This is a genomic window from Rhodanobacter ginsengisoli (assembly GCF_042657065.1).
Taxonomy (GTDB): domain Bacteria; phylum Pseudomonadota; class Gammaproteobacteria; order Xanthomonadales; family Rhodanobacteraceae; genus Rhodanobacter; species Rhodanobacter ginsengisoli.
In genome coordinates this window covers 752,013-764,455 of sequence record NZ_JBHSNF010000002.1, presented here as the reverse complement: position 1 = coordinate 764,455, position 12,443 = coordinate 752,013, and the positions used below count along the sequence as shown (strand labels likewise).

At 61.1% G+C, this 12,443-nt stretch carries 10 protein-coding genes; all 10 read left to right on the top strand.

The window, feature by feature from the left end; translation table 11 throughout:
• Nucleotides 1-242: 242 nt before the first annotated feature.
• Nucleotides 243-764, top strand: coding sequence for a type VI secretion system contractile sheath small subunit (gene tssB, locus ACFPPA_RS12660; protein ID WP_377320705.1), 522 nt, complete (start codon nt 243-245; stop codon nt 762-764).
• A 6-nt stretch (nt 765-770) separates the two neighbouring features.
• A complete protein-coding gene (gene tssC / locus ACFPPA_RS12655) occupies nt 771-2,264 on the top strand; it encodes a type VI secretion system contractile sheath large subunit (RefSeq protein ID WP_377320385.1) in 1,494 nt (497 codons plus the stop codon).
• Between the two features lie 122 nt (nt 2,265-2,386).
• Nucleotides 2,387-2,881, top strand: coding sequence for an Hcp family type VI secretion system effector (locus ACFPPA_RS12650; RefSeq protein ID WP_377320383.1), 495 nt, complete (start codon nt 2,387-2,389; stop codon nt 2,879-2,881).
• 204 nt (nt 2,882-3,085) lie between these two features.
• Nucleotides 3,086-3,877, top strand: coding sequence for a type VI secretion system accessory protein TagJ (locus ACFPPA_RS12645; protein ID WP_377320703.1), 792 nt, complete (start codon nt 3,086-3,088; stop codon nt 3,875-3,877).
• Nucleotides 3,878-3,895: 18 nt separating this feature from the next.
• Nucleotides 3,896-4,399 (top strand): type VI secretion system baseplate subunit TssE, encoded by a 504-nt coding sequence (tssE, locus tag ACFPPA_RS12640; protein WP_377320381.1) that lies wholly within the window; start codon nt 3,896-3,898, stop codon nt 4,397-4,399.
• 6 nt (nt 4,400-4,405) lie between these two features.
• Nucleotides 4,406-6,289 (top strand): type VI secretion system baseplate subunit TssF, encoded by a 1,884-nt coding sequence (gene tssF / locus ACFPPA_RS12635; RefSeq protein WP_377320379.1) that lies wholly within the window; start codon nt 4,406-4,408, stop codon nt 6,287-6,289.
• Entirely contained in the window at nt 6,253-7,275 is a 1,023-nt protein-coding gene (gene tssG, locus ACFPPA_RS12630; RefSeq protein WP_377320377.1) for a type VI secretion system baseplate subunit TssG, read from the top strand. Before tssF ends, tssG begins: the two co-directional genes overlap by 37 nt.
• Before the next feature lie 109 nt (nt 7,276-7,384).
• The gene (gene tssH, locus ACFPPA_RS12625) at nt 7,385-10,132 is read left to right on the top strand and encodes a type VI secretion system ATPase TssH (protein ID WP_377320375.1); all 2,748 of its coding nucleotides are present in this window, start codon (nt 7,385-7,387) and stop codon (nt 10,130-10,132) included.
• A gap of 57 nt (nt 10,133-10,189) precedes the next feature.
• Nucleotides 10,190-11,314 (top strand): Bd3614 family nucleic acid deaminase, encoded by a 1,125-nt coding sequence (locus tag ACFPPA_RS12620; protein WP_377320373.1) that lies wholly within the window; start codon nt 10,190-10,192, stop codon nt 11,312-11,314.
• Between the two features lie 268 nt (nt 11,315-11,582).
• Complete coding sequence (locus ACFPPA_RS12615) at nt 11,583-12,422, top strand: hypothetical protein (RefSeq protein WP_377320371.1); 840 nt, start codon at nt 11,583-11,585, stop codon at nt 12,420-12,422.
• The last annotated feature ends 21 nt before the right edge of the window (nt 12,423-12,443 follow it).

Sequence of the window (12,443 nt, the reverse complement as noted above, 5' to 3'; positions counted from 1 at the left end):
CCCCGGTTCGCCCGATCCTTGCCGGCACAGGCATTCATTTGCCTCGCTGAGGTCTTGTCGGTTGCAGTCGCGCCGGGCATCACGAAAGCGACGGTGACCAGGTCGTTCGCAACTGGATCGCACGCCGATTCACCGTCGGAATTGACATTCCGCTTCCTCGTGGCGGCAGCTCCGATGCCACGCTGAAACTGATGATTGCTGCATCTCGAAAGCCCAAGAGCAAACCTTACCGGGAGAGTCGCATGGCCAAGCAAAGTAGTCAGAAATTCATCGCGCGCAATCGTGCGCCTCGCGTGCAGATTGAATATGACGTCGAGGTCTACGGCGCCCAGAAGAAGGTCCAGGTGCCTTTCGTGATGGGTGTGATGTCGGATCTTTCCGGTGCCAATGCAGGTGAGTTGCCCTCGATCGAGGATCGCAAGGCGCTGGAAATCGATGTCGATAATTTCGACAGTCGTCTGCAGTCGATGAAGCCGCGGGTGACCTTCGCGGTGCCGAACACGTTGACCGGCGAAGGCAATCTGGCCGTCGACATCACCTTCGAGAGCATGGATGATTTTTCCCCCGCCGCCGTCGCGAAGAAGGTGGGCGCGGTAGCCAAGCTGCTCGAGGCGCGCACCCAGCTCGCCAATCTCGATACGTACATGGACGGCAAGGCCGGCGCCGAGAACCTCATTGCGCAGGCGCTCAAGGATCCGGCACTGCTGCAGTCATTGGTCTCGGCGCCCAAGCCCGCCGATGACACCAACAAAGACGGGGAGTAAGCACGCATGGCAACCGAAAAACTGGCCGAACAGGGCGGCGCCGTACAGACTCTGGATGCTGGCGATTTTGCCGCGCTGCTGAGCAAGGAATTCAAGCCCAAGAGCGATCGCGCGAAAGAGGAAGTGGAGTCCGCGGTACGTACGCTGGCGGAGCAGGTCCTGAACAAGTCCGACATCGTTTCCGAGGATGTCGCACAGACCATCAACGCCTATATCGCCGAGATCGACCGCAAGCTCAGCGAACAGATCAACCTGATCATGCATCACGCGGATTTCCAGAAGCTGGAGAGCGCGTGGCGTGGCCTGCATCACCTGGTCAACAACACCGAGACGGATCAGCAGCTGAAGATCCGGGTGATGAACATCTCCAAGAAGGAACTGGCCAAGACCCTGAAGCGCTACAAGGGCACGGCCTGGGACCAGAGCCCGATTTTCAAGAAGATGTACGAAGAAGAGTACGGCCAGCTGGGTGGCGAGCCGTATGGCTGCCTGGTCGGTGACTATTACTTCGACCACAGCCCGCCCGATGTCGAGCTGCTTGCCGGTATCGCGCAGGTTGCCGCCGCTGCGCATGCTCCGTTCATTGCCTCCGCCAACTCCACCCTCATGGGCATGGACAGCTGGAACGAGCTGGCCAATCCACGTGACCTGGCCAAGGTGTTCTCGACCCCCGACTATGCGGCCTGGCGGTCGCTGCGCGAGTCGGACGATGCCAAATACATCGGCCTCACCATGCCGCGGACGCTGGCCCGTCTGCCGTATGGCGCGAAGACCGATCCGGTCGAGGAGTTCAATTTCGAGGAAGACACCAGCGGCGCGGATTCGGCCAAATACACCTGGCAGAACGCGGCCTATTCGATGGCGGTGAACATCAATCGCTCATTCAAGGAATACGGCTGGTGCTCGCGGATTCGCGGCATCGAGTCCGGCGGTGCGGTGGAAGGCCTGCCCTCCCATACCTTCCCGACCGACGATGGTGGCGTGGACATGAAGTGCCCCACCGAAATTGCGATTACCGATCGGCGTTCTGCCGAGCTGGACAAGATGGGCATGATGCCGTTGGTGCATCGCAAGAACTCGGACATGGCTGCGTTCATCAGTGCGCAGTCGCTGGCCAAACCCGAAGAGTACGACGACCCGGACGCGACGGCGAACGCCGCGCTTGGCGCGCGTTTGCCGTACATGTTCGCCTGCTGTCGTTTTGCGCATTACCTCAAATGCATCGTGCGGGACAAGATCGGTTCATTCAAGGATCGTGATGCGATGGAGCGTTGGCTGACGTCGTGGATCAATCAGTATGTCGACGGCGATCCGGCCAACTCCAGCGAGGAGACCAAGGCACGCAAGCCGTTGTCCGCAGCAGAAGTGGTGGTGGAAGAAGTGGAAGGGGCGCCGGGGTATTACACGTCAAAGTTTTTCCTCAAGCCGCATTATCAGCTGGAAGGCCTGACCGTTTCCCTGAGGCTGGTGTCTCGTTTGCCGTCGGCAGCAAAGAGCTGATCCTGGCAGGCGTTCGTTTCATGCTTTGCGAAGTAGGTTGCTGCACCCGTTATTGCCGGGCGGGCTCGTGACGCGCACGAACCGTTCGGCTCAACTGATCACAATAGACAAGGAGAATTCTCATGGCATTAGACATGCACCTGAAACTGGAAGGTGGCAGCGTCACCTTCACCGGCGAGTCCAAGCATGAAAAACACAAGGACCAGATCCAGCTGCTGGCCTGGTCCTGGGGGCTGTCGCAGAGCGGGTCGTTTGGTCACGGCACCGGCGGTGGTGCCGGCAAGGCGAACGTGCAGGACATCAGTTTCACCAAGTACATCGACAAGAGCTCCACTGCCTTCATCAAGGCACTCGTCACCGGCTCGCATATCACCACGGCAACGTTGTTCATCTCGAAAGCCGGTGGCAAGCAGGAGGATTACTTCACCATCAAGCTCACCAGTGCCATGGTCACCAGTTATTCCACGGGTGGTTCCGGCGGTGAAGACATGCTCACCGAGAACGTGTCGATCAGCTTCGCGAAGTTCGACATCGAGTACTTCAAGCAGGACGACAAGGGTGCAGTAGCCTCGGCGGGCACGGTTGGATACAGCGTCGAGGAAGTCAAGGTCAGCTGATCCAGCACCTCACGTGTTTGATTGAGGCCTGGTTTCAAGGGATCTCTGCGCAAGTCGGTCTTGCCGCGGATTGCCGTACATCAGCTTGTGATGATGCGGGATCGTGTTTCCGACTGCTTGTCCAGAGGTCGCCTTGGTTCCGGGATTTCCTTGCCTGTGGCATGTCGGCGACGTGACCCGACAGGTCGGCTTCCGAGAGATGAAATGACACCCGAAAGCAAACTCAAAGAAGGTCGACCCGACGAAGCGTTGCAGCTGCTGACGGTGGAAGTACGCAACAACCCGGCGGATGCCAAGCGTCGGGTTTTTTTATTCCAGTTGCTGGCCCTGCTGGGGCAGTGGGAACGGGCACAGAACCAGCTGAACGTCAGTGGCGAGATGGATCCGCTCAACGCCATGATGGTCGGTGCCTATACCGAGGCGTTGAAAGGTGAAAAGGTCCGCGCCGAGGTTTTTGCGGGGACGCGCCTGCCCGTCATCATCGGCGAGCCGGAGCAATGGCTGGCGCTGTTGCTGCAGGCGCTGAAGCTGACCGCGGAAGGCCGCCATGAGCAGGCGGCGAGCTTGCGCGAACAGGCCTTTGAACAGGCGGCAGCGGTATCCGGCAACATCGACGGCTCCCCTTTCGAATGGATGGCCGATGCCGATCCCCGGATGGGACCGTGCCTGGAAATCATCGTGAACGGTGGTTATTCCTGGGTGCCGTTCTCCCGCTTGCAGGAGCTCAAATTCGAGGCGCCAACGGATCTGCGCGACAAGATCTGGGTGCCGGTGCAGGTCACCTGGAGCAATGGTGGTCGGGCTGTCGGTTTCATTCCCGGCCGGTATCCGGGCTCCGAACAGGCCGACGACAAGGACCTGGTGATGGGGCGAAAGACGGAATGGATTGATGCGGCGGAGGATCTTCAGATCGGTCTCGGCCAGCGGATGCTGGCGACCGATGCCGGCGACTATCCCTTGCTCGACGCCCGACTGGTCACGTTCGACAACCACTAATCGAGGCATGCGCGCGCCATGGCCGAATTGACCACCCAGGAAAGACTTCAGCCGTCGCTGCTCGATCGACTTACCGACGACGAGCCAGGCAAGCTGGAAGAGAGCCGCGAGAAACGAGTCATCTCGGCGACGCGTCTGCGCGATTGCGTGACGCGCGACATCTCATGGTTGCTCAATTGCGTGAACATGGAGGCGGACGCCACACTGGACGATTATCCGGAAGTGTCCCGCTCGGTCCTGAATTTCGGCATTCCCGACTTGACCGGTGTGGCCTTGTCGGGCATCAATGCCGACATCCTGCAGCGGCAGGTAAGGGATGCGATTCTCGCCTTCGAACCTCGACTTACGGCCCATACGCTGCGGGTCACCGCCACTGCGAAATCCGCCCGGATGGACCGCCAGGCGCTGATGTTCAATATCGAATCGGAAATGTGGGCTCAGCCGATCCCCCTCAATCTCTACCTGAAGACCGAGGTCGATCTGGAGACCGGCAGTTTCAAGGTGTCGGAGGGCTTCGGCTGATTCCCCATGGATCCACGACTGCTGCGCTATTACAACCGGGAACTGCAACACGTCCGTGAAATGGGTGGCGAGTTTGCACGCGAGTACCCGAAGATCGCCGGGCGGCTCGGGCTTGAAGGCTTCGAGTGCGCCGATCCGTATGTCGAGCGCCTGCTGGAGGGATTCGCGTTCCTGGCAGCGCGAGTGCAGCTCAAGCTTGATGCGCAATATCCGGTGTTCACCCAGCATCTGCTGGAGATGATCTACCCACATTACCTGGCCCCGGTGCCCTCGATGGCCGTGGTGCAGATGCAGCCCGACCTGAAGGAGAGCGGTCTGCTCGCTGGCCACACCGTGGCCCGCCATACCGCCCTGCGCAGTCTGACCGGCAAGGATGACCGCACCGCCTGCGAATACCGGACGGCCCACGATGTCACGTTGTGGCCGCTGGAGCTGACCGACGCGAAGTATTTCGAGACCCCGGCGGCGATCGCCGCAGCGGGAGTGACACTGCCTGCCGGCAAGGCGGTGCGTGCGGGTTTGCGGTTGAAGTTCCGGGTGACCGCTGGTGCGCAGGCGAACATGCTTGCACTGGACAATCTGCCCATATTCATCGCCGGTGCGGACGAGTTGCCCAAGCGACTGTATGAACAGCTGCTCGGGAACGCGGTGAGTTTCATCGTGCGTGCTCAGGGTGCCAGCGGCGAGCTGAGCCAGAGCTACGATGCCTCGCATATCCACCGCAAGGGCTTCGAGGACGATGAGGCACTGATTCCCTACGGCGGTCGTTCGTTCAGCGGTTATCGGTTGCTGCAGGAATACTTCGCGTGCCCGGAACGTTTCCTGTTTGCCGAGTTCACCGGCCTGAAATCCGTGCTGGCCCGCTCCAGGGGCAGCGAATTCGAGATCGTGGTGCTGTTCGATCGCAGTGTGGCCAGCCTGCACAACGCGATCGACGCGAGCAACTTTCGCCTGTTCTGCACGCCCGCGATCAACCTGTTTCCACGCCGTGCCGACCGTATCCACCTGCAGCAGGGCAAGACCGAATATCACATTCTCGCCGACCGCACCCGTCCGATGGACTTCGAGGTCCACAGCATCAGCCAGGTCGAGGGTTTCGGCGACAAGCAGGAGCCGGAGCAGCGCTTCCTGCCGTTCTATGGTTGCGACGAACGTACCTGGCACAGCCAGCACTCCGCCTATTACACGATACGCCGCGAGCCCCGGCTGATTTCCTCGCGGCAGAAGCGGCAGGGCGCACGCTCCAGCTATATCGGCAACGAGATGTTCATCGCCCTGGTCGATTCCGGCGAGGCGCCTTACTCCACCGAACTGCGGCAGATCGGCATGCAGCTGATGTGCACCAATCGCGATCTGCCGCTGCAGATGCCGGTGGGCAAGTCCAGGACCGACTTCACCCTGGAGACCGGCGCGCCGGTGGAGTCGATCCGCTGCGTTGCCGGCCCGACCAAGCCCCGCGCCCCGGCGGCGAATGGCGAGACCGCATGGCGATTGCTGAGTCACCTGCAGTTGAACTACGTATCGTTGCTGGAGAACAACAACGGCGAAGGAGCCTCGGCCCTGCGCGAGATGCTGACTCTGTACTGCGACGAATTCGATTCCGGCGCATTGCGCCAGGTCGAAGGCGTGAAGGCAGTCAGCTCGCAGCCGATCGTGCGAAGGGTGCCGGTGCCGGGGCCGATCACATTCGGCCGCGGACTGGAAATCACCCTGACCTGCGACGACGGCGCATTCGAGGGCACCGGTGCGTTCCTTCTTGGTGCGGTGATGCAGCAGTTCTTTGCACGCTACGTATCCGTCAATTCATTCACCGAAACCGTTCTGCGCACACTGGAACGCAACGAGGTCGCTCGATGGCCCGCAAGGCTGGGAACACGGCAGACGCTGTAGCACTGGAGAACGCACTGCGCGACCACCCCGAGGCCTTCGAATTCTTCGAGGCTGCCCGTCGGCTGGAGTGCGTGTTTCCGGAGCGGCCCCGGCTGGGTCATTCGGCCAAGGCGGCGGACGACTTCGTGCGCCTGTGCCAGACGCCGTCGCTGGCGTTCGCGCCGAAGACGGTCGATCGCTACGAGCCCGGTGGTGGTGGCAAGCCGGCGCGTCTGCACGGCCTGTTCTTCGGCTTGTTCGGCCCCAATGCACCGTTGCCGCTGCACTTGACCGAATATGCGATAGATCGCGAACTGAATGCGAAGGATCGGACTTTCACGGCCTTCGCGAACATCTTCCACCATCGCATGATGAGCCTGTTCTACCGGGCCTGGGCGGACGCGCAGCCGACGGTGCAGATGGATCGTCCCGCCGAGGATCGCTTTCGGATGTACATGGGTGCGCTGGTGGGCCTGGCCACGCCGGATCTCGGTGATCGCGATGCACTGCCGGATCAGTTCAAGCGCTTCTTCGCCGGTCGCCTGCTACAGCAGAGCCGCAATGCCGAGGGTCTCAAGGGGTTGCTCGAGCGATTCTTCCGCGTTCCGGTCAGCATCGTCGAGTTCGTGACCGAATGGATGCGCCTGCCGCCCAGCTCCCATCTGCGACTGGGGGCATCCGGCGAGGTCGCCGCACTGGGGCTCACCACGGTCACTGGCGAATATGTATTGGGCAGTCAGCAGCGATTCCGTCTGCGGCTGGGGCCATTGAGCCGTGCCGAATTCAACAACTTCCTGCCCGGTGGCGAGGCGCTCAGGCAGTTGGAGGCGGCCGTCAAGACCTATGTGGGCGAGGAAAAAGCCTGGGACGTGCAGCTGGTGCTGAAACGGTCCGATGTGCCGGCCACCCGACTGGGGCAGAACGGAAGAATGGGGCTGACCACCTGGATGGGACGGCCACAGCTGGAAGGCGACGCCGACCAGGTCGTGCTGAAGCCGGTGGGATAGCCGTTCGCGCGCGAGATGGGCAGCAGGTTCCGAGATACGACTTCATCGCACTGGATTGACTTCGCAACAAGACATCCGGATCGACAACTACCGCAAAGGATCAATGATCATGGCCGAAATCAGTCGCGGCGCACTGTTCGGGAAACTCAACAAACTGGCCTTTCGCGGTATCGAGAGCGCCACGGTGTTCTGCAAGCTGCGCGGCAACCCCTATGTCGAGCTGGTGCACTGGATCCACCAGATACTGCAGTTGCAGGATTCGGATCTGCACCGCATCGTCAAGCAGTTCAATCTCAATCCGTCGAACCTGGCGCGCGACATCACCGATGCGCTGGATCGCCTGCCGCGTGGTTCGTCGTCCATCTCCGACCTTTCCAGCAATGTCGAGGAAGCGGTCGAGCGGGGCTGGGTGTTCGCGACCCTGATGTTCGGCGAGGCACAGGTGCGCACCGGTTACCTGATCGTGGGCTGCATGCGCACGCGCAACCTGCGCAACGCGCTGGTGAACATCTCGGCGGAGTTCGACAAGATCAAGCCGGAGGCGCTGGTCGAGAAATTCGCCGAGATCGTCGCCGGTTCGCCGGAAGACGGGCAGAGCGCCAACGACGGTTTCCGGATGGGCGGTGGCTCGGCACCCGGGGAGGCCAGCGGCGCGATGTCGCCGGCACAGATGGGCAAGCAGGAGGCACTCGCGCAGTTCACCATCGACCTGACCGAACAGGCGCGTAGCGGCAAGATGGATCCGATCGTGGGCCGCGACGACGAAATCCGCCAGCTGGTCGACATCCTGATGCGCCGGCGCCAGAACAACCCGATGCTGGTCGGCGAGGCCGGCGTCGGCAAGACCGCGGTGATCGAAGGCTTCGCCATGCGTATCGCGATCGGCGACGTGCCGCCCCCGCTGAAGGACGTGCAACTGCGCGTGCTCGACGTGGGCCTGCTGCAGGCCGGTGCCAGCATGAAGGGCGAGTTCGAGAACCGCCTGAAGCAGGTCATCGAGGAGGTCCAGTCCTCGACCCGGCCGATCATCCTGTTCATCGACGAGGCGCATACGCTCGTGGGCGCCGGCGGCGCGGCCGGCACCGGCGACGCCGCGAACCTGCTCAAGCCCGCGCTGGCGCGCGGCAACCTGCGCACGATCGGGGCCACCACCTGGGCCGAATACAAGAAGCACATCGAGAAGGATCCGGCGCTGACCCGCCGTTTCCAGACCGTGCAGATCGATGAGCCCAGCGAGGAGAAGGCGATCCTGATGATGCGCGGCGTCGCCAGCGTGATGGAAAAGCACCACAAGGTACAGATCCTCGACGAGGCGCTGGAAGCCGCGGTGAAGCTGTCGCATCGCTACATTCCGGCGCGTCAGCTGCCGGACAAGTCGGTCAGCCTGCTCGACACCGCCTGCGCCCGCGTGGCGATCAGCCAGCACGCCGTACCGGCGGAAGTGGACGACACGCGCAAGCGCATCCAGGCGCTGGAGACCGAGCTGGGCATCATCGGCCGCGAGAAGAATGTCGGCGTCGAGGTGACGCTGCGGGAGGAAGCCGCCAACGAGAAGCTCGCGATACAGAAGGCCCGGCTTGAGACCCTGGAAGCGAACTGGGTTACCGAGAAGGAACTGGTCGAGAAGATTCTCGACATCCGCTCGAGGCTGCGCGGTTCGACCGGTCCGGTGGAAGGCACCGGCAGCGCGCTGGAAGAATCCGCCAACCAGGAAGCGGTGGCCGAAGGTACACCGCCGAAGGGGGAGGCGGCCCTCGATGGCGCCGAGCGCGCGGCAGCGCTGGAAGAGCTGAAGGGGCTGCAGACGCAGCTGGCCGAACTGCAGGGTGAGACGCCGCTGATCCTCGCCTCGGTGGACTACCAGGCGGTCGGCTCGGTGGTGTCCGACTGGACCGGTATCCCGGTCGGTCGCATGGTCAAGAGCGAGGTCGAGACCGTGATGAACCTGGCCAGCCTGATGGGTGCGCGCGTCATCGGCCAGGATCACGCGATGGAGATGATCGCCAAGCGCATCCAGACCTCACGAGCTGGACTGGTCGATCCGAACAAGCCGATCGGCGTGTTCATGCTGGCCGGCACCTCCGGCGTCGGCAAGACCGAAACAGCGCTGGCGCTGGCCGAAGCGCTGTACGGTGGCGAGCAGAACATCATCACCATCAACATGAGCGAGTTCCAGGAGGCCCATACGGTTTCCACGCTCAAGGGCGCGCCTCCCGGTTACGTCGGCTATGGCGAAGGCGGCGTGCTGACCGAAGCGGTGCGGCGCAAGCCGTATTCCGTGGTGCTGCTGGATGAAGTCGAGAAGGCGCATCCCGACGTCCACGAAATCTTCTTTCAGGTGTTCGACAAGGGTGTGATGGAGGACGGCGAAGGGCGCTCGATCGACTTCAAGAACACCCTGATCCTGCTCACCACCAATGCCGGCACCGAGATGATCTCCGGCCTGTGCAAGGACCCGGAGCTGATGCCCGATCACGAGGGCATGGCCAAGGCCTTGCGCGAGCCGCTGCTGAAGATCTTCCCGCCCGCGTTGCTGGGTCGGCTGGTGACGATCCCGTACTACCCGCTCAGCCCGGAAATGCTGGGCAAGATCGTCAAGCTGCAGATCAACCGCATCAAGAAGCGGGTCGAGGCCCGCTACAAGATCCCGTTCGAGTACAGCGAAGATGTGGTGAAGCTGGTGGTCGAACGCTGCACCGAGACCGAGTCGGGCGGCCGCATGATCGACGCGATCCTGACCAACTCGATGCTGCCGGATATCTCGCGCGCGTTCCTGACCAAGATGATGGAAGGGGAGCAGATCGCCAAGGTGCAGGTGGGAGTGACGGGCGGGGAGTTTTCGTACGGGTTTGGTTAACGAGTCGGTTGCAGTGAACTTGTCCCCTTTTCATTTTCCTGGATGAGGATCGACACGATGCCAGACTTCATAGAGACCTACATTGCCGCGTACAAGAAGAGCCATCCCACCCGCAACATTGCGGGCTACCTGGATGGTGACGACAACTTCGTCTGGGTCGATCGACCAAGGGTGAGCATCCTGCCGGCCGCCGCCTATCTGGCCGACTATATCGTCCGAAAGGGTTGGAATTTCAGAAATTCGACAATCTACACATCGCTGCCGACCGGCCACTGGATCACGACCTACTTCAAAAATATCAAGACCATCGATATGGCGGGTACCGCAACCTATAAAAAGGTCAATCCAAAAAGTCTTGACGAGACCGTGGGCGAACTCAAGCTGAACCTGTTCTCCGGCTTTGACCAGTCCCCGGCGCCGTTACCCGGTGGCGGATTGTATGAAGCGGCCGAGCACGGCCTGGCGCTGAGCCTGGAAAAGCAGGCGTCGCTGACAGGCAGTCGGCACGCTCGAGTTCGCGCCTTGCGCTATTACATGCTGGCAACGTATGCACTGTTGGGGCTGTGCAAGCGCAATGGCTATGAGGGCGGCAACTACGTCGCGGCAATGATGGTCAGCGACGACGGGCAGGTGCTGTCCTATGGCGTCAACAACGGGCAATCGGCGGGCAGTTTCCACCATGCCGAGGTAAACATGTTGTTGAGCTACTTCGACGCGAACCGTGATGCCGTCCGCTACCCGGAGAAAACTGTCGTCTTCTCCACGCTCACACCGTGCGCCCAATGCACGGCTTACCTCAAAGACACGCGTCCCACTAAAAGCTTCATCTATTTTGGCCAAATGGATACTGGCAAGTCAGGTGCGGTCGGTGCCGAGGGAGGCTTTTCCAAGGCTTTCGATGACCTGACGAAACCCGTGCGCGGATCCGAACTCAACGAGGGTGTGGTCAACAAATTCCGGATTTCGACGGGCATAGAAAGCTGCATGACCGGAGGCGGAATGATTGCGGCCCAGATAGGTCGGGACGATCCGGCAGCTTATCTTGAGACCGCCTTGTTCGCGCTCGAAAGGAAGGGCGAAAAGGCGCGATCGGGCGAGACTCCGGATCAGAAGGAAGAGGCCGAGATAAAAACCCGTGTGCTGACGTACCTGCGAGGGTTCGTGAACTCGACATGGGGATAAGGGCTGAGATCGACGCGCGCTTTTGGGGCCGGCTGGAAAAGGCCGCAAGGCAGGGGCTGTGGGGAATGCAAGAAATGCCCGTCGGAGTCGACTTTGCGAGAGAAAGCGACGACGAATCGTACTCTGCGTGATTTTCAGTTTGGTGAATGGATTGGGGTGACTCCCGTTTTGCCGTGCGGGCCTTCCTGGACGTCGTCGATACATGGAATGCAATGTCGGCAGGATTTCCGTCACTCCAGCACCCACTTTCTTTGCAAGAGGAACCTAAATGGCTGTTCTGCGCGCTTCGATTGCTATAACGCCTTACAACATAGGTGCACCTCAGGTCTTGGTCGATGTCGCCCCTCTCAGGGGGGAGCACAAAATGTACACAGCCGTTGCCGCCAGAATAACCGACGCCTGGAACGTAAGTCAGACAGTGCCGGTGCTGCGGGATTTTGCACCGGTGCTGAATGCCGCCGGCACCACCATCTACTTGCCGTACAACGATGACAGAATAACCTCCGTACGACTGCCCAGCCCGCCACCAGCTGGAGTCGACTTCTTCCTGACCGCAAACATGAGCGGCTGCAAGTTCTTCGTGGATACCATTGCCGGAAGCAACGATTTGATGGTGTACCACGCGAACACGCATCAACACGGCTCGCCGGCTCACAATAGTCCCGTGAATTACCAGAGCGTGCAGGCCGGTCACATCCTGGATGCCTTGCACGCCAATGCCCAGGCCGACTATGCGGCGCTCCCGGCGCCAAACAATCTCGTTCTGCACAACGTGGCATCTCTGGCTAAAGGCACGTACTACATGCAGGGCGCCCTCGCCGAACAACGGAAGGCAAATCAGGGGCGAGGCCTGGCACTTCCTGGAGGAGTATGGGCCACGCCTGAATTTGCCGGGGGATGCTCAGTGATGGGCTTCTACAACGCGGGCTGGCATTTCTACTATCAAACGTGGGGCGGTGTGGACTATACCCGCCCTTCAGGAACGCAAGCGATAGCCAAGGACCTCTTCACGTTCCACTGGAAATCGCTGCATAACCGGCGGACCAAAGGCATCTCGCACACCGCCTTCAGCGATATCACGGTAGTCGATCATGCGTTGATTTATTGAAGCTGATCGTCCACTGCCTGT

Coding starts and splice junctions, on each gene's coding strand:
- tssG (WP_377320377.1), top strand. CDS start 6,253: ATGGCCCGCAAGGCTGGGAACACGGCAGACGCTGTAGCACTGGAGAAC.
- tssF (WP_377320379.1), top strand. CDS start 4,406: ATGGATCCACGACTGCTGCGCTATTACAACCGGGAACTGCAACACGTC.
- tssH (WP_377320375.1), top strand. CDS start 7,385: ATGGCCGAAATCAGTCGCGGCGCACTGTTCGGGAAACTCAACAAACTG.
- ACFPPA_RS12650 (WP_377320383.1), top strand. CDS start 2,387: ATGGCATTAGACATGCACCTGAAACTGGAAGGTGGCAGCGTCACCTTC.
- tssB (WP_377320705.1), top strand. CDS start 243: ATGGCCAAGCAAAGTAGTCAGAAATTCATCGCGCGCAATCGTGCGCCT.
- ACFPPA_RS12645 (WP_377320703.1), top strand. CDS start 3,086: ATGACACCCGAAAGCAAACTCAAAGAAGGTCGACCCGACGAAGCGTTG.
- ACFPPA_RS12615 (WP_377320371.1), top strand. CDS start 11,583: ATGGCTGTTCTGCGCGCTTCGATTGCTATAACGCCTTACAACATAGGT.
- tssC (WP_377320385.1), top strand. CDS start 771: ATGGCAACCGAAAAACTGGCCGAACAGGGCGGCGCCGTACAGACTCTG.
- ACFPPA_RS12620 (WP_377320373.1), top strand. CDS start 10,190: ATGCCAGACTTCATAGAGACCTACATTGCCGCGTACAAGAAGAGCCAT.
- tssE (WP_377320381.1), top strand. CDS start 3,896: ATGGCCGAATTGACCACCCAGGAAAGACTTCAGCCGTCGCTGCTCGAT.